Genomic DNA, 20,880 nt, shown 5'->3' on the forward strand with positions numbered 1-20,880 from the left:
GTGGCCGAGTCAATGAAGACAGTGAAAGCGAGGCACGTCGTGAGGCGTCACAGCACCCGGATCAGCATTGTCGCAGCGGTCACAGCCGCCACTGCGGCCCTTCTCCTCAGCGGTTGCACGCCGTCGTCCGCAGGAGGCGCCTCGGCCGGGAACGGCGGCGACACCCTGACCGTCTGGCATTACTACTCCGTCGACGGCCAGACCGCCGGACTCGAGGAGCTCGCGTCGGACTTCGAGTCGACGCACGAGGGGGTCGCAGTCGAGAACGTCTACGTTCCGTTCGACCAGCTGACGAACAAGCTCGTGCAGGCCGCGGGAACGGGCACCGGCCCCGATGTGGTCGTCTACAACGCCGCCGACACCTTCACCCTCACCGAGGCGAAGGCCATCGAGCCGATGAACGAGTGGTGGGACCAGTACGCCGACGCCGGGCAGTTCCCTGACGCCGTCGTGCAGAAGGTCGGTGACGACGTCATGGGCGTGCAGGGCTTCGTGAACCTGATCGGCCTCTGGTACAACCAGGACATCCTCACCGAGCTGGGTGTCGAGGCTCCCACCTCGTTCGAGGAGCTCGAGGCGGATCTCGCGTTGGCCACGGCCGCCGGGAAGGACGGCATCACGCTGACCGGCAAGGCGAACTCCGAGGGAGAGTGGCAGGCGTTCCCGTGGCTCTCGCGTGCCGGGTGGGACTACGCCGCACCCGAGCAGCAGCCGCTGCAGGACGCGTTCGCGATGGTGCAGGACTGGACCGAGAAGGGCTATCTGACCAAGGAGGCGGCGACGTGGGACCAGACGGTCCCCTTCCAGCAGTTCGCCGCGGGGAACACGGCCTTCGCCGTGAACGGCAACTGGCAGATCACCTCGGCCGAGAAGGACGCCGCGTTCGAGTACGGGGTCGTGCCGATCCCCGTCGGTGAAGACGGCTCCGTCTACCTCGGCGGTGAGGTGCAGAACGTGGGCGCCTTCTCCGAGAACAAGGAGCTCGCGCAGGAGTACCTCGAGCAGGAGTTCTTCTCGAAGCAGGGGCAGCTGACGCTGCTCGACGCCTTCGGCTCGATCCCCGCCCGCGCCGACGCGGCTGCCGACGACAAGGTCGGCAGCGATCCGATCCTTTCCCAGTTCGCGGCGATCCTTCAGGACGACGGCCACACCTCGCCCGACCCGGCGATCCCGTCCGAGAACGTCGCGAAGGTGCTGCAGACCGTCGGTGAGTCCTGGAGCGCGGCGGTCGCCGGTAGCGGGACCCCCGAGCAGCTGTCGGGCGACCTGATGACGACCCTGACGCCGCTGCTTCAGCAGTAGCAGAGACCGACGAGAGAACGGAACGACCGTGAGCAGCACCTCGACCACGACCCGGAGACGATCCGGTGTCGGCGGCGGCCGATTGGGCTTCGCCGCACCGGGAGGAGTGCTGCTCGCGGCGCTGTCGCTCTACCCCATCTACCTGCTGATGAGGATGAGCGTCAGCGAGGTCAGCTCCGGAACCCTCAACGGGGACTGGCCGTTCGTCGGAGTGCAGAACTTCCTCGCGCTGCTCCAGGGCTCCGACCTCGGCGGCGCCACGCTGCGCACCGGGGCCTTCGTGGTCCTGGTCACGGTCGTCGGGGTCGTCGGAGGACTCGGAGCGGCGATCGCCCTCCGTTCCTCCCGGCTGGGCAGTGCCTTCCTCCTGGGGATGATGGTGTTCATCTGGGCCATGCCGCCCGTGGTGAACGGCAGCATCTGGAAGTTCCTCCTCGCCGATCAGGGTCTGGTCAACACGCTCGTGCGGGCGACCGGCCTCTCGGCGGAGGGCGTCCCCTTCCTCTACGACGCGAGGTTCGCGCTGCTCTCGGTCGCGATCGTGAACGCCTGGGCCGTCATCCCCTTCAATGCGCTGGTCTTCCGGTCGGCTCTGCTCGGCATCGACCCCGAGATCCTCGAGGCGGCCTCGGTCGACGGCGCGAGCCGCTGGCAGGAGATCCGGAGCATCCTCATCCCCGCGGCGCGGCCGACCGCCGTCATCCTGGCGATCCTGACCGTCGTCTACGCCTTCCGCAGCTTCGACTTCATCTACGTGATGACCGCCGGCGGCCCCGGAGACGCGACGTCCACGCTGCCCTACCTCAGCTACTCCCAGGCCTTCGTCCAGCACGACTACGGACTTGGTTCCGCGACGGGCATCATCGCCCTCGCTATCGTGGCGGTCCTCGCCGTCGTCTACGTCCGATCGACCAGGAGCGAGTCCTGATGAGCACCCTCACCGCCCCCCTGACCCGCCTGCGAGGCGGCGCTGCGACCCGCGTCGCGCGACCGTCCCGCACCCGGGAGCCGGTCGCCTTCACCGTACGCGTGGTGCTCTACGTCCTGTACGGGCTGCCCCTTGTCTGGATCGTGCTCACCTCCCTCAAGCGCCAGGGCGACGTCGTCGGCGGAGCGATCCTCTCGGCGCCCTCCTTCGACGCCTATGCGGAGGCGCTCGCGAACCCCGCCCTCGCGACGGCGCTCGCCCAGTCGGCGCAGATCGCCCTCGGGACCACTGCACTGGTGCTCGCGCTCGGCGTCCCGTTCGCCTACGCGCTGCGCCGCGTCGACGGCGTCGTCGCCGGTCTCGTCCTCGGGCTGCTGATCTTCCTGCAGATGGTGCCGCAGACGGCGAGCATCATCCCTCTGTTCGCGATCTTCAGCAGGCTCGGTCTTCTGGACACCACCGCCGGTCTCGTCCTCGCCGATACGGCGATGTTGCTGCCGTGGGCCGTGCTGCTGCTGCGACCGTTCTTCGCCGCGGTGCCCGACGCCATCGAAGAGGCCGCCTCCATCGACGGGGCCGGTCGGCTGCGCACCTTCTTCGCCGTCGTCGTCCCGATCGTTCGAAACGGCATGGCGACGGTCGGCTCGCTGATCTTCCTCGTCGCCTGGGGTGAGTTCCTCTTCGCGATCAACCTCTTCCTCTCTCCGGTCAACTACCCGATCAGCGCTCTCATCGCGCAGCAGACGTCGGGGTACGGGATCGACTGGCCCGGGCTGATGGCTCTCGCGGTCATCTCCTCGCTGCCGCTGCTGGCCGTCTACGTGCTGTCGTTCCGGCTGCTGCGTGAGGGCCTCGCCGTCGGCAGCGTCAAGTAGCAGTCGTCCTTCCTCTCGTCCCGCGCCACTCGTGAAAGATCCCGTCATGACCTTCTCCCCAGCCCTGCCCGTTGACCCGGCCGCCGGGACCCTGACACCCCTCGCCATCGACCGGGTCCAGCTGGACCCGGAGGGGTTCTGGGGACGTCGGGTCGCCGTCAACGCGACCGCCACCTTCGAGCACAACCTCGGCTGGCTGGAGCGCGCCGGATGGCTCCGGAACTTCGACCTCGCCGTCGAGGGCGGACTCGCCGTAGGCCGTCAGGGACGCGAGTTCGCCGACTCCGAGGTCTACAAGACCCTCGAAGGGCTCTGCTGGCACACCGCCGGACGTCAGGACCCCGAGACCGAGTCGGTCATCCGCGCTCTCACCGCCCGCATCGTGAGCGCGCAGGAGAGCGACGGCTACCTCGGCACCCGCTTCGGTCGGAGCGGTCAGGCCGAGCGCTACAGCGACCTCGAGTGGGGCCATGAGCTCTACAACGCAGGACACCTCCTCCAGGCCGCGGTCGCGCGACTGCGCACCCACGGTGAGGACGGGTTCACGCAGGCCGCGCGCCGTCTCGCCGACCACATCTGCTCGGAGTTCGGGGCGGACGGCCGCCAGACGGTCTGCGGACATCCGGAGATCGAGGTCGCGCTCACGGAGTTCGCCCGCGCCACGGGGGAGGAGCGCTACCTCGAGCAAGCCCGCGTGTTCTTGGACCGCCGCGGTCACCAGAGCCTGGAAGACGTCGAATTCGGTCGCGCCTACTTCCAGGACGACGTCCCGATCCGCGAGGCCAAGGTCCTCCGCGGACACGCGGTGCGCGCCCTCTACCTCACGTCCGCGGTGGTCGACGTCGCCGTGGACACTGATGACGCCGAGCTGCTCGCGATCGTCGAGCGGCAGTGGGAGGCCACAGTCGCACGCCGGACCTACATCACCGGTGGAATGGGCTCGCATCACCAGGACGAGGCGTTCGGCGCCGACTTCGAGCTACCCAACGACCGCGCGTACTGCGAGACCTGCGCCGGCGTGGGCTCGATCATGCTCTCGTGGCGGTTGCTGCTCGCCACCGGCCGCCCGCGCTACGCGGACCTGATCGAACGCACTCTGCACAACATCATCGCCACCGCCGTGTCCGAGGACGGCCGCTCCTTCTTCTACGCGAACACCCTCCACCGGCGCGAGCCGGGCGTCGCGTCCTCCCCGGAGGAGCAGTCCAAGCGCGCGGACTCCAGTCAGCGGGCGGCGTGGTTCGACGTCGCCTGCTGCCCCAACAACCTCGCCCGCACCTTCGCCTCGCTGTCCGGCTACCTCGCCACCACCGATGCGAAGGGTGTGCAGCTGCACCAGTACGCGTCCGCCACGATCTCCGCCGCTCTCCTCCAGGGAGACGTCTCGATGGAGGTCTCCAGCGACCTGCCGGAGCGGGGGCGAGTCGCCGTGACCATCACGCGCACACCCGTCGAGCCGTGGACTCTGACGCTGCGGATCCCGACCTGGGCGACGAACGCGGACGTCGTCGTCGTCTCCGCCGACGGGGATGCTGCCGAGACGCCGACCGGACCGTTCCACGGCACGCTCCACCTCGAACGGCGTTTCCGCGTCGGCGACCGGATCGAACTCGACCTCCCCTTCGAACCCGTCCTCGTGCAGCCCGACGAGAGGATCGATGCCACCCGCGGCACCGTCGCCGTCCAGCACGGGCCGGACATCCTCTGCCTCGAGTCCGTCGACCTCCCCGCCGGCGCCCACGTCGACGACATCGCCCTGGACGCCGGAGCGGTCCCGATCGCACGAGAGGGGCGTGTGACGCTCGCCGGCAGCGTCGCCGAACGCGACGAGCACGAATGGCCCTTCTCCAGAATCCCTCGAACCCCGCACCGACGGCCGTTGACCGTGGCGCTCACCCCGTACCGGTCGTGGGGATCCCGAGGTCCCGTGTCGATGCGCATCTGGCTTCCCGTGAACCACTCCTGATTCCCGGGCGAGCTCCCACCGCCGGGCGGATCCTCGCTCCTCTGCGGCGGCCGCCGGTCACCGCATCCGCACTTCGACGAAGAAGGCAGGACATGTCCCTCCTCTCACGCAGAGCCTCTCGGCTGCTCGCGGCGCTCACGATCGGCGTCATCGCCGCAGCAGGATCGGTGGTGGTCGGCCAGACCGCCGACGCCGCCACCAGCTACCCCTACACGCTCGCCTCCGACAAGATCCGCGCGAGCTTCGCCGCGGACGGGTCGATGCAGTCGCTCAAGATCGTCGGCGACCTACACGACACCGAATACCTGATGAACCCGGACAGCGCTCCGGAGCAGGCCCGCGAGACGAACAGCAAGTACCGCCAGTGGTTCGGGAACCTGATGTTCTCCTACGCGAACGGCACGGGAGCAGTGTCGACCACCGGTGTCGGCGCGAACCCCTGGAAGACCGCGTGGACCTCCCAGTCGGCCGACGGCCGCACCGTCTCGGCGACGTCGAGCAGTGTGACGGTCACCCACCAGAACTCCACCAACGCGGAAGGCGTGAAGGGCTTCACCGTCACCGAGACGTACTCTCTCGCCTCCGACGGCTCCCTGGTCTGGAAGCAGGACGTCAAGAACACCGCGGCCACGCAGCTCGTCATCGGCGACTGGGGTGTCCCCGTTCCCGGCAACGAGCTATGGAGGCAGGGCGACTCGATCTACGAGACCCGGGTCCTCACACACTCCTACGTGGGTAAGAACGGCTCCTACGTCACTCTCGAGCGTCCCAGCGGCCAGGGCCCGTTCATCGCCATGACCGCCGACACCGCATCCGGCTCCGGCTTCGAGTACCAGGACCGCTGGCGCACCGAGGAAGTCGGCAACACCTCCTGGGCCTGGAACTCGGCGAACGAGAGCTCGAACATCAAGGGCCTCAACATCTACTACCCGCACTCCACCGCGATCCAGAAGACCAACCGCGGCTACCTCAGCTCCACCAGTGTCGCCATCGCGCCGGGCGCGACGAAGAGCTACACCTATCGCATCGGCAAGGTCGATGACGACGCAGCACTCAAGCAGACGATGTTCGATCGAGGGCTGCTCGACACCACGGTCGTCCCCGGACTCATCGTGCCCATCGACCGGCGCGCAGAGATGGCGTTCCGGATCAAGGGCACCATCACGTCAGTCACCGCGCGCAACCGCAACGACCTCAAGGGGTCAGCGCCCACGAACCCCGTCGTGACGTTCTCCCGGAGCAACGGCGACTACCGGATCTACGGGATGACCTTCGACCGCACGCAGCTGGGCGCCAACGACGTCACCGTCTCGTACACGGACCAGACCGGCGCCGCGCGGCAGTCCGTCCTCCAGTTCTCCGTGATCGACAGTGTCGCGGGACTCCTCGACACGCATGCGAAGTTCATGGTCGAGAAGACCCAGTGGAAGCCGTCCGACGGACTCTCCGCGAGCGACATCCGCAACTACACCTTCGACGACTGGATGATGAACGCCCCCGACGGCAGCCTCGCCACCACGACGAACGCCCCTCAGGGCCGCCGCAACGAGTACGCCGGCTACTACGGGCTCGGCGACGACTGGGGACTCCCGCACGGCCAGTTCCTCGCGGAGAAGCTCGTCGCCCTGCCCGACGCCACCCAGATCAAGGCCCTCGACGACTACCTCCAGAAGGCCGTCTGGGAGAACCTGATGGGGAACACGTCGCCCAGCGCCGCGCCGAAGTACACCGTCTACGACTTCTGGGAGCAGGGGAAGCCCGGCAGCCTGAACACCACGCCCGGCTACCGCGGCTACGCCTACCCGCACGTCTACAACACGTTCTTCGGCATGTACAACATCGCCAAGCAGAACCCCTCCGCGATCGCCTACGCCCACCCCGCTCAGTGGTACCTGACGACGGCCTACGGGATCTTCAAGGAGCTCTACGAGGGACCCGTCGCCTACAACTGGGAGACCGGACTCATGGGTGAGCTCTCGACACCCGATCTCATCGCCGCATTGCGCGCCGAGGGACTGGACACGCAGGCCAACGACATCGAAGCGAAGATGGCGATCAAGTACGCCAACTTCTCCTCCAACGCCTACCCCTACGGCTCCGAGTACAGCTACGACAACACGGGGGAGGAGGCGGTCTACACCCTCGCCAAGCTCAATGTGAACGACGACAAGACGAACGCCCTGCGCGTCATGCGCGACATCGTCGCCAAGACGGAGGCCGCCCGCGGACGCATGCCCGTCTGGTACTGGTACTCCGACCCCACCACCATCACGGGCGAGAACTGGTGGCAGTTCCAGTACAGCGCCTCCCTCGCCGGCTACACGATGGACGACTACATCAACCACACCGCAGCACTCGAGACCGGAACCACGGCCATCACCGCCGCGCGCCGCGCCGAGCTGCAGCGCCTGAACTACGCCGGCAAGGTCGCAGGACTCGCGACCATCAACTCCGGCCAGATCAGCAACGCGCCGGCCAACATCGGAGCCGCATCGTGGTCGTACCAGGCCGAGCGCGGCAACCTCGGCACCCTCGGGGTCGGCGGAGGCGCGAACGTCAAGCTGAACAACGGCTGGCGGGGCATGACCGGCGAGAGCGATCTCGGACTGTGGGGCACCCTGCAGACCCTCAGCGCCGACGTCGTCACCGATGACCCGATCTTCGGAGTCGTCGGATACGGAGCGGACGTCTCGCGGGACGCCTACTCCACCACCGTCATCCCGAAGGACGGCCTGCAGCGCCGCCTCAACCTGGTGACCCAGCAGCTGTCGGTCGACCTCGAGAACGACGCCTACTCGCAGGCGATCGTCGGCTCGAACAGCGCCGACCTGCGCCTGGACATGCTCAACCGCACCGGCACCGCACACTCCGGCATCGCGGAGGTCAGCGGCCTCGCGCAGGGCAGCTACGCGGTCATCGTGAACGGCGTGCGCCAGCGCACCGTCAACGTCTACCGGCCCGCCTCTCTCGCGGGAACGCTTCCCGCGCCGGTCCGCGTCCCGTTCGATGCGCCCGCCGGCAGCACGTACATCGTCCACCTGGTCTCGACCGCCCCGGGCGCGAATGCGGCGCCGACCGTCAACGCCGGACCCGACCAGGCCGGGCTGTCCCTCGGACTCGATCCGATCCAGCTCAGCGGATCCGCCTCCGACGACGGACTCGGCTCGCCGAACGGAACCCTGACGACGCAGTGGAGCGTGCAGTCTGCTCCTGCCGGTGCCACCGCGACCTTCGCGTCGCCGACTGCTCGCCGCACGTCTGCGTCGGTGAGTACCGCCGGCAGCTACGTGTTCGCACTCCGGGCAAGCGACGGCGTCCTTGCGACCACCGACACGGTGTCCGTGACCGTTCAAGCCCTGCAGCCGCTCCCGGCCGACTGGGTGACCTACACCTTCGACTCATCGTCGAACGGCACCGTCCCCGACGCCTCCGGCAACGGCAACGCGCTCGCGCTCAAGGGGACGGCGGCAACCGCCACCGACGGCACGGCGAGCGTGCTGCGGCTGAACGGAAGCGACGGGGCCTTCGCCCAGCTGCCGTCGGACATCCTGTCACGCTCGAAGGACCTGACCATCTCGATGAGGGTGAAGGTCGATTCGATCTCCACCTTCAGCCGGCTGTTCGACTTCGGCAGCAGCACCCAGAAGTACGTGTTCCTCACGCCGAAGTCGACTGACGGGAAGCTAGGGCTCGCCCTCACGACCTCCGGTAATGGAGCGGAGACACGGATCTCGACGAACTTCACGATGCCCGCTGGGCAGTGGACCGACATCAAGGTGACCTTCAAGGCGAATACGAACGGCACGACGACGGGAACGATCTTCGCCAACGGAGTGCAGGTCGGGCAGAACACCGCCATGCCGCTCGCTCCGAAGGACCTAGGCCGCACCAGCGGCAACTTCCTCGGCAAGTCACAGTTCCCCGACCCGTACCTCGCCGGCAGCTTCGACAGCTTCGAGATCGACGGAGTCGTGCGCTAACGACACCCGAAAGACCAGCGCTGAACCGCTCGTCGCCCCCTCCTCACGCGGCGACGAGCGGTTCAGCACCTCTTCCCGCGCACAACTTCTGCGCATCAGCCCTCGCCCCGCTGGCGCCACCGAGGGGCCGAGACGGTTCACACGGAAGAAGACAGGCTCTCCGCCTTCGACGGCGGCACCGAGCGCAACGTGTGACAGGAGACAGCCGCCGGATGAGAGGAACGCCGCGCGTCTCCTCGACCGGGGCTGGCCAGATATCAGTAGCTCGCTCGTAGCAGCGTCGTGAGTGCGGCAGGGTGGTGCCTCCTCGTGAACGGACGGACACGACGGTGAGCTAGACCCAGTCGGCGATGACGGCGAACTAGAGCAGTGCCGCGCCTGCCGGGCTGGCGGAAAGCTCACCGCGCAGCCCTCCGAACCGCCGACGTCTCCGCTGTGGGGAGCACGTCGACGGCAGCTTCCTCAACCACGCACTCGCGCACTGACATAATCTCGATTATGAGAAGCGGCAGTGGGAAGCGCCCGGGGAGCGCGCAAGCCCTGTACCGCCCTCGACGGGCTTGCGTACCGTCGCTGACGACCCGCACCACTCCTCGAGGCACCGGACCGGTGCAGAACAGGTAACAGCACATGACTCGCGAGCAGAACATCGCCTCCCAGCAGGCCTTCGGTGAGGCGGTCAACGCCGGCGACTTTGCCGCGTTCGACGCACTCGTCGCGCCCGACTCTGTCGATCACGACCCGGCGCCCGGCCAGGCACCCGGTCCGGAGGGATACGCCGCGTTCTTCGGCGACCTGCGGACCGCGTTCCCCGACATGGCGCTCGAGGTCGAGAAACTCGTCGCGGACGACGACAGCGTCGCTTTCGCCTACACGCTGACCGGCACGCAGACCGGTGTGTTCCAGGGCCACGCGCCGACGGGCAAGTCCGTGAAGATCCGCGGCATGCAGATCAGCACCTTCGTCGACGGCAAGCTCGCCGAGCGCTGGGGAAGCAGCGACGAGCTCGGCATCCTCACGCAGCTCGGTCTCGCACCCGGCGCCTAGCCGGCGTGACTCCGGCGGGTTCCGAGGCTCGTGTGCAACCACACCTCGGAGCCCGTCGGCGGAGTGTCTGCGAACAAACTGACATAACGTCGATTATCGGACATGTCCAGGGGAGAAGGGTGCACCGTACGGCTTTGTAGCGATCGCAGCAACTGACCGCTTAGCCGGATGGATTCGCAATGCAAGCGAAACAGCTACAGTAAGCCACTTTAACGGTCCAAGCGAAACCGGGGTCACTAACGCGCAGGCAAGCCTTGGTCCGCCTATACAGTGTAATCGATAGTCCTCACTACAACCGAAGGTACCGCCTTTCCTTCAGCAGAAAGGCGGTACCCTTTGTTGTATTGAAATGTGATCGCAACTTTGTTGGGCACCTCGTATAAATGGGTCTTTGACCACCCGGCGGAAATCGGATCGCCCGCTTTTCCGCGAAGAACTGTAATTGAATCAGAATTTAGAGCTGTTGGAGACACTGTAATATGCCCCCAAATACCTCTTGCGATATCCGAGCCGACCCGGCTCACCAATTGCTCCCAATAGTTAGCGAACTGATCGTGGATGAGGATTCGATAAGCGGGACGAATGACCTGATCGTTGAGCGGGTCAGCTGCGGGAACAAGAGAATCATCAGTCATTGAAATCAGGCTTTATGGCTTCGGTATGGTCGGAGATTGAAGCAACACCAGTCAGAACTGCCCGTCGTTGCGGATCCTCAACCTGTCGGGCAGTTTTGCGCCAACCTTCAAGTGTACTCAAGATCGGCGTCATTGACTGGTCGGCAAGGCCAACAACAAGAGCCATATGAAGCTCATCCACGAACTCTTTCACGTCCTCGCGATCAAATACTCTCAGCCATGCCAACTCTCCAAGCTCAGAAGGCGTGATAGTCCGGCCGGACGTAAGGAGAGCCGTCAGCCGCTCAAGCGTTTGGGACCAAGAAGCGTAGCTTTCAAGTACGGCAAGCTCGGACTCTGGGAGCATCACAAGGCCCGTTCCATCCTTGTCGCGAAGACGCGCTCGGCCTCGCCGGGCATCACTGATGAAGTCGACCCGCTGCCTCGCAAGGTCGCTCGCCTGGTAGATCACGCCGTCATCAGAAGCTGTTCGCATGGCCCAAACCTCTCGTTCGTTGCTACGATCTTACGCAGGATCGTGATCAAATGGCAACATCGAGCTCGAGGGGGACGCGTGGACCACGTGAACGAGGACACAGCGGAGGGGCCTGAGGAGCCGCCGGCCGTCCGTCGGCTCATCACCGGCCTGGACCAGGCGCTGGGCGCGCTACCCATGGAGGGCATCGACTGGCAAAATCGAAACTGGACGATTACTCAAATTGTTCGGATCCTCGGCACCCAGGGGATCGACGTCGAGGCGCTCATCAGGCACGGAATGGACTCTGTCGTCGCCGTGGCGATCATTTCTGCTGTGGTCCAGGGCGAAGAGCCACTGACCAGCGACCTAGTTGACCTGAAGCGATGGCGCGAACTACTTCGCTATTCAGCAAGCGAAACAGACGGCGAGCCTTTCGATGACGCTGGGTCCGTGACTGTCAACTTGAAGTTTTCAGCCGGTACGATCGTTGACTGGATTAAAAACGCCCCCCTCGAAGACATTCTCGAATTTCGACCGCCGACCGACGAGCAACGCACTAGATATGCGCTTGCGAGGAGAGTCTCCTCAGACTCGGTGGAAGCATAGCGATGGCTGTGGGAACGCAATGTTGTCGCTCAGCTCGATCGGTGGCTGCAGTCGTCCTTAATTCGAGAATGGCGGTGGCAGGAAGCTCAAATAAGCCCCGATTTCACGGCTGAGGCTCTTGTGACGAAGGGTCCTCAACGAGACGTCTTAGCGGCGGAGATTTCGAACCGCATTGCTTTTCCCAAGGATCAAGAGCGAGACGCGGCCGATCGGCTTTTCTGGGACTTGCAAGAAGAGGCGATCTCGTTCTTGGCAAAGGGACGATACACGGAAGCTGGTGCTCTTTTCGAGTTCTTCACGCGCCTCAACCCTAAAGATCCTCGTGCAATTAACAACCTGGCATTTTGTACTTTTCTTACAGACCCCGCCAGCTCCCTCCATTTGTTTGAACGAGCGCAGAAGTCAGGGTACCCAAATCTCGCCATGAGTGTCTACAATCAGTGCGCTTGTCTAGTTGAATTGGCGCGCGGAGGAGAGGCAATAATGCGGGCGGAATCCTACTGGCAGAGAGAATTTCAAGAAGATTTGCTAGGAGGATGGGTCTGGCGTCGTTCAGATGAAACCTGGGAACTGACTGCGTCAGTAGACCCAAATATCGAATTGGCGCAACTTATGGTTTCGGTCGCGAATGACCTGTCGCTTTACGACCGGCAAGAGAAGTGGACATCTCGTGCCGCCGATTTGACAACGATTTCGAGTGATGACGGGCAGGAGGAGTGACTTGAACCGAATTACATCTTCCGCAGGACCTTTTCGAAATAAGGGGCCTGTCTGGGTGGCAGTAGCAGTTGCAGTCGTCGGTGCCGCCTGCCTGTGGTGGTTACCTTCTTTCCTGGTGCAGGCGCAGGGAAGAGGAAATCTTAATGCCTCCGAATGGGCAACCGCAATTTCTAGCGCACGTCAATTTACTCTCCTCGTTATTGGTGGCGCCCTCGCGATAGTTGGACTTACGCTATCCCTCTACAAGCATCGGCGAGATGGCGCTGCGGAACTCCGTGCTTCCGATATCGACTGGACTGGCAGGTATAGCGATGCGGTCAAGAGTCTTGGGGACGAAAAGTCCGTGGCGTCACAACTTGGAGGCGTCTACGCGCTTGAGCGACTCTCCCAGGACTCGTTGCGGGAGAGGGTAGCGATTTTACGCGTCTTGTCAGCTTTCCTAAGAGATAAGTACCCACCCGTCTTGGCAACCTCATCAAGCACAGGTGCAGCCACTTCATCATCAGTCGTCGGTCAGGCCTGCATAGAGATAATCGGCCGGATATCTCGAGTCGATGATGGTGCCACTGTACTCGACTTGTCGGAAATCAGTGTCGTGAACGCTGACCTCGCTCGCTCGAGCCTCAAGGGCAGCGACTGGACCGGGTCTGTTCTAAAGTCGAGTAAATGGGTTCGTGCACTGCTAAATGACTGCGTTTTTGCATCCGCTCAACTAGCGTCGTCAGATTTCTCAGGTGCATCGTTGGTTCGCGCGAATATGAGCGGTGCCAACTTATCGAACGTTTCGGCTACAGGATGGAATGCAAGCCAAGCGCAACTCAATGGATGCATAGCAAACGGTGCCATATTCACTTATGGAGATATGCGTGCAACTGATTTCTCGAACGCTGTAATGTCGGGAGCTCAATTTGTCGACTCCGATCTCGAGAAGGCAATCTTCAAGAACGCCATCGTCAAGATGGCCAATTTCACTGACGCAAACCTGCGGGATGCCAGTTTTGAGGGAGCGGATATTTCGGGAGCAAACTTCGAAAGAGCCCGCGGCCTGACCTCTGAGCAAGTCGGTGTAGCGGCATTCTGGGACTCGAGTACAAAACTTCCCGTTCACGTGACATTGCCGAGCGGTCCGCAAACCGCTTGAAGTCGGAGAGAGATCCAGGCGGCCGACGTCTGCAAGGTGGGCGAGTCTTCCGTCGCTCAGTTCTGGGCGTGCAGAGGCTTCGTGCTCAGGAGAAGGATGATCGGGACCAGCGCTCCTCGCTCTTGCCTGTTCGACATCCAGCCACCAGCTCAGGTCTCCGCCCCTGGAGGGCTGACCGGGGTCAGGGTCTCGGCGCGTCTGGAGGACGTTGCTGGTGGCCGCCACCTATGTCCCCGCGAAGCCGGCAGGTGTTGCGAGGGACCTGTCGGCGGTCACGCACTGCCACCTCGCCGGGCGCTGTTCCTGCTCAGCGCCCTCGACGCCCTCCTCCGGTGGAACTGCGCACACAGTTGCGGGTTCTCCACGAAGAACTGGGCTTCACCGCAGTGAATGTGACCCACCGACCTTCCACGACCGCACTGCCGCGTAGAACGTCCCATACGAGGGCGCGGTTCTTGATCAAGGCCGGCAGCACCTCTCGGGACCACCCGAACGCGACCGCTGAGGTCGATTGCCGTGTAGACATTACTTGCACGTCACATCCCGAAATATTGTCATTTATAGTATGTTGCAAAGGGGCTTGATATCAACTCCACCCGTCTCGCTTGTATCGCGAGGTCATCTGAGCGCTCCTCCGCCATACTGTCTCAGTGACGTCCATCGAACCAAGCGTGGCATTGAACACCTGCGAGACCGCCCTCCGCTCCCTGATAGTCAGCTGCTATTCCCGGGAGTACGGCGCGAGTTGGCTGGAGAGAGTTGCGAGTACGGCAACTCGCGGCGACTGGGAAGCAAGAGCCGACACAGAATTACGAGCACGGGGATCGAAAGGAGTTGGCGCCGTCCCACCTGCTGGCCTCGACTATGCGAACTTCTACGATCTTGTCGGCATCGCGAGCGCAGATTGGGCACCCCTTGCCGCCGCATTAGGTGCACGGAAAAATGTTCTTCCACTTCTGAAGCGTGTTAATGATCTGCGGAACTCCATCAGTCATAATCGGCCCTTACTTCCATTCGAGAAAGACCTTTTATCGGGAATTTCTGGTCAGATCAGAAATCAGGTTACCTTGTACCTCAGTTCACAGGACCCGGCTGGCGAAATATACCCTCGTATCGAGTCAATTGCCGATTCCTTCGGCCGAGGTTTCGAATCAACTACGGGGCGAGGTGAAATTGCAGGAGCGGTTACTACCCCACTCATTCTGGTACAACCTGGCGATCAGGTGGTCTTCACTTGCTTCGGGCTGGACCCTCAAGAGCGGGAGCTGGAGTGGTCAATCACTGGCGCTAACCATTTGCAGCGAGAGTCACAGGTCGGGGCGTCCGGCCAAGCAGTCGAGCTCACTTGGGCTGTCGCCGACGATGAAGTGCGAGAATCTGGTCTGGTCGAAATTAAAATGCAGTCGGTCGGAGCACGCTACTTTCGGTGTGGATATTTCGATCAACGTGCCTATTTCCAATTTATCATCAGGCCGCCGGACACCTTTTGACAACTTCAAAAAAGCTGCGGCTACAAGAGCGACCGGATCGTTCGCTACACCCTGGGACGAGTCGACTCTTCGATGGCCGCGGTCACCTACACCTACAAGTCCTTTGCACCTGAGGAACAGCGTGGGCGTCCTGATGGTCAGCTCCTGATCGATGCCATCACTGCAAACGATGGCGATGACGGCACCCGCCGGCCAACGAGCGGGCAGTTGACCTCCACGACAGTGTCTCCGGAACGAGCCGACTGGCCGGCAGGTCGCCATGGCAATCGGTGAGGCTGCCTGGTAGAGCACCTAGCTACTGCCGTCGTTGGCTGGGAGTCCAACAAGCTGTTGGACTACCTCCGGAATTGAGGTCCGGTCGGCCTCTGCTTCGCGGTCGCCCGAGACCGTTGGATCGCGGCTGCCCGTCGCATCACGACCACGGTTTCTCCTCTACGGCGCCACCATTGAGCATGATCTGCATACTGATGCCCGACTGGCTTCCTGTTGCCACCTCCTGCGCCACCAACGAATCAATCCCGTCGGGAGAGCAAGCTGCACTACAGACGGTCGACTAGATCGCTGCGGCCCTCGACTGGACCGCCCACAGCAACTAGCGGGCGTTCTCGCCGCGTTCCGGCGATCGCGCAGCTGAACGTCCACGGTTGGTCTTCGGCACGTGCACACGTCCGGACTGCGCGACAGCGTCACTCGCTGGCCGTCCCTGGGCGACGTCGGCGCGCATGCGCACGTCGATGACGTCCTGCGAGATCCCGCGGCCCTTCATCTCGTTCGCGCTGGCCGCGCGACGAGCGGCGCTGTCGTACGACATCTCACTCTCCGAGCGCAGCGCATCTGCTCGCCCCTCGGCGCCGGCCGGAACGGCGTCAGCGGAACGAGTGCTCTGGGAGGGCAGGGGCTCGCTGCGGAGGTAGGCGGCCTCGTCGCGGTTCTCTGTAAAGTCGGAGCGCAGCTGTTCCGGCGTCAGCGTCGCTGTTCCACCGGCACCCGCCTCGCGATCGAACCGGTCTGCACCGCTAAGCAGGATGTCGGCGTTTTCGTCGACGTCGCCGCGGTCGAGAGCCAGTCCGTAGTTGTCATCGAAGCCGTCGAGCCGGGCGGCTTCCGCCTCGGCCGCGGACGGGTCGAGACGCCCTGCTTCGACGTCGGCGGCGATGGACTGGTTGAGTTCCTCGCGGGCGGCCGCGAGCTCGGAGGCTGCGGCGTTGTCGGCGGCGGCCTGCGAACCGGCGCCGTCTCGGTAGAGCTGCGCCTGAGCGCGGGCGTCGTCTGCGAGGGCGCGCAGCTGGTCGGGCGTCTGCTCGGAGGTTCCGCCGTCCTCGGCCTGCGCTTCGTACTCGCGAGCGTGCAGCTCGAGTGCGGCCGCCTGGTCGAGGCTCTCCTGAGCGTTCTCCGCTCCGCCCTGATCGGTTGGCGCCGCGGCCGGCTCGTCGCGCGTGGCGTCGCCGCGGCGCTGGTCTGCGTCGATCATCCCGACGACGGCCGCGGCTTCAAGCGTCGTTTCGACGTTCTCCTCGCGTGTTCGCCCTATGGCCGCGCGCTGCTCATCGGTGAGCAGGTTCGGCCACTTCTCGTCGATCGCGCGATCCACGTCAGCGTCCTTGCCGACCCACCCCTTCACAACTTCAAGCCACCCCGACCCATTCGTCTCTGGGCCACCGATAGACCTCTCGATGCTTCGCAGGGCTTCGTCCTTGGTGAGGACGTCGACGTAGCGGTCGCCGTCGTTGCGATACTGCTCGGAGCCGTTGAAGGTCGGCGGTCGAGTCTTACTTTCCTCAGCCTCGCCGCGAGCACTTCGCTCTGGAAGATCCGAGACGGCGACCCCGTACCGGTCCTGGACTTCGCGCGCGACGGTCTGGGTAGCGCGTTCGGCCACGGGGTCGAGGTCCTTCCACTGCTGGGCGGTCGAGAGGACGTCAGCGACCTGCTGCAAGTCGGCGCGTTGCCACCAGTCGGGGCGATCCACGACTGCGAGCTGTGCACGCGCGACGTCGCGCTCGGCGGAGAACCGGGCGGCGAGCGAGCGCGCGTCGGCCTCACTCTTGCGCAGCGCTTCACGCGCCAAGTCCTCCCGCAGTCGGGCGAACTTGTCGCCCAGCTGCAGCGCGACGGTCAGCGCGACCCGCGCGGACTGACCGACTTCATCCTCAACGCTGTCCCCATCGCTCATCAGCTCTGTCGCCTCTCGCTATCTCTCGGAACCGTCGCGCTCGCGCGTGCCGGCAGTCTTCGTGGTCGGCACCTGTACCGCCGGCTCCGCCGCGGGAGTCAGGCGCGTGGGCACCGGCCCGCCGCGACCCGCGGCGAGGTCCGCGCGTTGCTTCGCGGCCTGCTGCTCCGGGGTGAGCGCGGCGACCTGGTTGGCGGTGATCTGAGCGGCGTAGCCGTCGCGCACGACGGTCAGGCGCTGCGTCATCATCCGCGCGAGCTCCTGCGACCGGTGCAGATCCCCGACAGCCTTCGCGGCACGGAAGATCGATGCGGTGGTCTGCGCGAGCTGCTTCAACAGAAGAGCCTCCGCGGCCGCGTTCTGGCCGCGCTTGGCCTGCACCAGGATCAGCGCAGCGGTCGTCGCCATCGACGGCATCGCGACCGGTCGCGGCCGCGACTCGCCCGCCCGCAGCTGCGCGGACCGGGCCAGCGTCCGCGACGCCTCTGCCAGCGGTCCCGGCGTCGGTTCCAGGCGCCGCGACCATGCCGCGTACGCGCCGGACGTCTCGCGGGCGACGTGCGCCCAGGTGGCCTTGTCGGACGGGTCGACGGAGGCGATGTAGTCGTGCAGACGGCGCATGTCCTCGGCGTACATGGCGAAGAACTTCGGAGACATCTCGCGCTCCTCGCGCCCCGGATTCGCCGGCCGGTACTGCCACGGATTCTTCGACGTCGCGCGCCACTCCTGTACCGCTTCGGTCGCGGACTCGGGACGGTCAGGCCCTCCCTTCCGCAGCTCCGGGAGCGTCAGGTCGCGGGCGATCCTGCCGCCTCCGTGCCATACGACGGGCTGGCCCTTCTCCGGGCGCAGCGCCACGGAGTAGCCGACCACGACGTCATCACGTCCGACCGCGAACCGCGGACGGATCAGGATGCCCTCGCGGCGCATCCGACGCACGAACTCGCCCTCGTCCTGCGACGCGGTAGCCGCAGCTCGCAGGCTCCGCTCCAACCGCTTCGCGTCGACCTCGGTCGCGCCGCGGCGCGACGCGGACTCGCGCTCGGCCGGCTTCTCGCCGCGCTGCGCCCCTGCGCGCTCGGACTCGTGCAGCGGCTGCAACTCGAACTCCCGCTCGAGCTCGCGGGTGATCGTCTGCGCCTTCGAGAAGTCGTGATGGACAGACGCCTTCGTGCCGTCCTCGCGAACCAATGACACGGCGATGTGCACGTGGTCGTTGCCGTTCTTCGACAGGCCGTGACGCACCGCGACCCACCGGCAATCAGCCTTGCCAATGTCGGCGCCGGCGAACCCCATCCGCTCCACGAACCGCTCGGAGATCTCCGCCCACTTCTCATCCGAGAGCTGGCCCTCCTCGGCGCTGATCGAGAGCGAGCAGTGCCACACGTCAGCGTCGACGCGCTCCTTCGACGCCACGCCCGTCTCCGGATCCGTGACCTCCTTGACGCGGGTGACCGACGTCCCGAAGACGCGGCGCGGCTCATCCAGATCGGCAGCGATCGCGAGGGCCGCTGCGCGGTCCAACTCCCCGTAGCCCCACTCCGCCATGATCGCGCCGTTACCGGCGACCAGGTGCGGCTCCTCGTGCTCGTTCGCCCGACCCTCACCCTGCAGGTAGCTCATCAGTCCGGACATGCTTCCGCCCCGGGTCACGCTCGGGATCACGCGCCGGCCAGCCTCTTCATCGCCACCGATACTCCCAGACGACCGTGCGGTAGTCAGCGATCGCCGCTTCCGCCTCGTCGGGGAATCGGCTCTCCGTGTTCGCAAACCGGGCGAGCTAGTTGAGGTTGCTCGAGACGTACCCGATCGTGCTGCGGATGTTCATCAGATCCGCGGCAACTGACTTGAACTCCGCGTCCGTGATGACCGCGTCCTCGGCCGTCGCGGACTCGAACGGGGAAGTGCGACGCCCGCAGCGGGTCGAGCAGGCTGTCGCCGGCGACTACTCGCCGTCCTTCGCCCTCGCGCTGATGCAGAAGGACGCGGGGCTGATCCAGGCCTACGCGGACAGCGTCGGCGCGCCCGTCCCCGGCGTCGCGACGGCCCGCCACTACATCGACGAGGCGATGGCCGCCGGCTTCGGCGGGGAGAACGCCTCGGCGCTGATCAAGGCGATCGCCGCGGAGGCCGACGTCGACCTGACACGGCGCTGACCCTCCGCCCCGGGGTGCCCCTGCCCGGCCGTGACGGCCGCCGCAGGGGCTCCCCCGGCACCCTCCCCGTCCCCGCCGCGCCGCGTGCTTCACTGGAGGGATGACCACGCGTGACGACCACATCGCCGACTTCGCCGAGTTCCTGACCGCCTCCCCCTCCTCGTACCACGCGGCCGCCGAGGCGGCACGGCGCCTCGAGGGAGCCGGATTCACGGGGCTGGACGAGACGCAGGCGTGGCCCGCGGGGCCCGGCCGGTACTACGTCGTCCGCGACGGCGCGATCATCGCCTGGCACCTGCCCGAGGGCTCCGGGGCGACCCCGCCCTTCCGCATCCTGGGCGCCCACACCGACTCCCCCGGCTTCATGCTCAAGCCCCGGCCGACGATCGGCTCGAAGGGCTGGCTGCAGGCCGGCGTCGAGATCTACGGCGGCCCGCTGCTCAACTCCTGGCTCGACCGCGAGCTCGAGCTGGCCGGGCGCGTGGTCACCCGCGACGGCTCGACGCGCCTGCTCCGGACCGGTCCGCTGCTGCGCATCCCGCAGCTCGCGATCCACCTCGACCGCACGGCGAACGAGGGCCTCACTCTCGACCGCCAGAAGCACACCGTCCCCGTGTTCGGCGTCGGCGACGCCTCCGAGGTCGACCTGCTCCAGCTGCTCGCCGCGCACGCCGGGCTCGACGACGCCTCCGACATCGCCGGCTACGACCTGCTCACCGCCGACACGCAGGAGCCGCGCCGCTTCGGCCTCGACGAGATGTTCCTCGCCGCCGGGCGGATGGACGATCTCAGCTCCGTGCACGCCGGCCTCGTCGCGCTCCTCGCGGCGAGCGCCGATCCCGCGGCGCCGCCCGCGCACATCAGCGTGCTCGCCGCCTTCGACCACGAGGAGCTCGGCTCGGCGAGCCGGTCCGGAGCGAGCGGGCCGTTCCTCGAGGACGTCCTCTCGCGCATCGGCACGGCCCTCGGCGCCGGTGTCGACGAGCGCGCCCGGGCGATCGCCGCCTCCTGGTGCCTCTCGGCCGACGCCGGCCACTCCGTGCACCCCAACTACTCCGAGAAGCACGACCCGTCGAACCAGCCGGTCGCCGGGAAGGGCCCGCTGCTCAAGATCAACGCGACGCAGCGCTACGCGACGGATGCGCGCGGCGCGGCGCTGTGGGCGGGCGTCTGCGAGCGCGCCGGCGTCGAGTACCAGGAGTTCGTCTCGAACAACTCGGTGCCGTGCGGATCCACGATCGGCCCGCTGACCGCGACCCGGCTCGGCATCTCCACGGTCGACGTGGGAGTGCCGCTGCTCTCGATGCACTCGGCGCGCGAGCTCGCCCACGTGGACGACCTGGTCGCCCTGACCGCGGCGATCGAGGCGTTCTTCACTCCCTGAGCCGGGTCGGGCGCGATCGG

16 protein-coding genes are annotated in these 20,880 nt (G+C 65.6%); 12 read left to right on the plus strand and 4 right to left on the minus strand.

Annotation, left to right across the window (positions count from 1 at the left end; translation table 11 throughout):
• The first annotated feature begins 39 nt into the window (after positions 1-39).
• The 6 genes from C5C69_RS05630 to C5C69_RS05655 all read left to right on the plus strand — a co-directional run bounded on the left by C5C69_RS05630 (position 40) and on the right by C5C69_RS05655 (position 10,098).
• Positions 40-1,302, plus strand: coding sequence for an extracellular solute-binding protein (locus C5C69_RS05630; RefSeq protein WP_181067754.1), 1,263 nt, complete (start codon positions 40-42; stop codon positions 1,300-1,302).
• Between the two features lie 28 nt (positions 1,303-1,330).
• Positions 1,331-2,230 carry a carbohydrate ABC transporter permease gene (locus C5C69_RS05635; protein WP_104247247.1) on the plus strand — a complete coding sequence of 300 codons (900 nt, stop codon included), beginning with the start codon at positions 1,331-1,333 and terminating at the stop codon, positions 2,228-2,230.
• A complete protein-coding gene (locus C5C69_RS05640; protein ID WP_104224039.1) occupies positions 2,230-3,105 on the plus strand; it encodes a carbohydrate ABC transporter permease in 876 nt (291 codons plus the stop codon). The genes C5C69_RS05635 and C5C69_RS05640 overlap by 1 nt, the downstream gene beginning before the upstream one ends.
• Positions 3,106-3,151: 46 nt before the next feature.
• Positions 3,152-5,071: a glycoside hydrolase family 127 protein gene (locus C5C69_RS05645; protein WP_104224040.1), complete on the plus strand. Its 1,920-nt coding sequence runs from the start codon at positions 3,152-3,154 to the stop codon at positions 5,069-5,071.
• A 92-nt stretch (positions 5,072-5,163) separates the two neighbouring features.
• A complete protein-coding gene (locus tag C5C69_RS05650) occupies positions 5,164-9,051 on the plus strand; it encodes a DUF5695 domain-containing protein (protein WP_104257467.1) in 3,888 nt (1,295 codons plus the stop codon).
• 630 nt (positions 9,052-9,681) lie between these two features.
• Positions 9,682-10,098, plus strand: a complete 417-nt coding sequence (locus C5C69_RS05655) for an ester cyclase (protein WP_056045707.1) — start codon at positions 9,682-9,684, stop codon at positions 10,096-10,098.
• 263 nt (positions 10,099-10,361) lie between these two features.
• Here C5C69_RS05655 and C5C69_RS16615 read toward each other — a convergent pair whose 3' ends face one another.
• On the minus strand, positions 10,362-10,733 hold the full coding sequence (locus C5C69_RS16615; RefSeq protein ID WP_146083595.1) for a hypothetical protein: 372 nt from the start codon (positions 10,731-10,733) through the stop codon (positions 10,362-10,364).
• Positions 10,726-11,208, minus strand: a complete 483-nt coding sequence (locus C5C69_RS16620) for a hypothetical protein (protein WP_146083596.1) — start codon at positions 11,206-11,208, stop codon at positions 10,726-10,728. Before C5C69_RS16620 ends, C5C69_RS16615 begins: the two co-directional genes overlap by 8 nt.
• Before the next feature lie 78 nt (positions 11,209-11,286).
• Between C5C69_RS16620 and C5C69_RS05660 the strand changes: the two genes are divergently transcribed.
• From C5C69_RS05660 to C5C69_RS16630, 4 genes are all read left to right on the plus strand, one after another.
• Positions 11,287-11,796 (plus strand): hypothetical protein, encoded by a 510-nt coding sequence (locus C5C69_RS05660; protein ID WP_104257468.1) that lies wholly within the window; start codon positions 11,287-11,289, stop codon positions 11,794-11,796.
• A gap of 120 nt (positions 11,797-11,916) precedes the next feature.
• Positions 11,917-12,516, plus strand: a complete 600-nt coding sequence (locus C5C69_RS16625) for a hypothetical protein (RefSeq protein WP_146083597.1) — start codon at positions 11,917-11,919, stop codon at positions 12,514-12,516.
• A 55-nt stretch (positions 12,517-12,571) separates the two neighbouring features.
• Complete coding sequence (locus C5C69_RS05665; RefSeq protein WP_181127023.1) at positions 12,572-13,657, plus strand: pentapeptide repeat-containing protein; 1,086 nt, start codon at positions 12,572-12,574, stop codon at positions 13,655-13,657.
• A gap of 650 nt (positions 13,658-14,307) precedes the next feature.
• Positions 14,308-15,147, plus strand: a complete 840-nt coding sequence (locus C5C69_RS16630) for a hypothetical protein (RefSeq protein ID WP_146083598.1) — start codon at positions 14,308-14,310, stop codon at positions 15,145-15,147.
• Between the two features lie 592 nt (positions 15,148-15,739).
• Here the strand turns inward: C5C69_RS16630 and C5C69_RS05670 are convergent.
• Entirely contained in the window at positions 15,740-17,320 is a 1,581-nt protein-coding gene (locus tag C5C69_RS05670) for a hypothetical protein (RefSeq protein ID WP_104257470.1), read from the minus strand.
• A gap of 18 nt (positions 17,321-17,338) precedes the next feature.
• Positions 17,339-18,943, minus strand: a complete 1,605-nt coding sequence (locus tag C5C69_RS05675; RefSeq protein ID WP_181127024.1) for a relaxase/mobilization nuclease domain-containing protein — start codon at positions 18,941-18,943, stop codon at positions 17,339-17,341.
• Positions 18,944-19,224: 281 nt separating this feature from the next.
• Between C5C69_RS05675 and C5C69_RS05680 the strand changes: the two genes are divergently transcribed.
• Both C5C69_RS05680 and C5C69_RS05685 read left to right on the plus strand, forming a co-directional pair.
• Positions 19,225-19,476 carry an NAD-binding protein gene (locus C5C69_RS05680; protein WP_181027148.1) on the plus strand — a complete coding sequence of 84 codons (252 nt, stop codon included), beginning with the start codon at positions 19,225-19,227 and terminating at the stop codon, positions 19,474-19,476.
• Between the two features lie 100 nt (positions 19,477-19,576).
• Positions 19,577-20,860, plus strand: coding sequence for a M18 family aminopeptidase (locus C5C69_RS05685; RefSeq protein ID WP_104257472.1), 1,284 nt, complete (start codon positions 19,577-19,579; stop codon positions 20,858-20,860).
• Positions 20,861-20,880: the final 20 nt, after the last annotated feature.

Source organism: Rathayibacter sp. AY1C7 (assembly GCF_002931865.1).
Taxonomy (GTDB): domain Bacteria; phylum Actinomycetota; class Actinomycetes; order Actinomycetales; family Microbacteriaceae; genus Rathayibacter.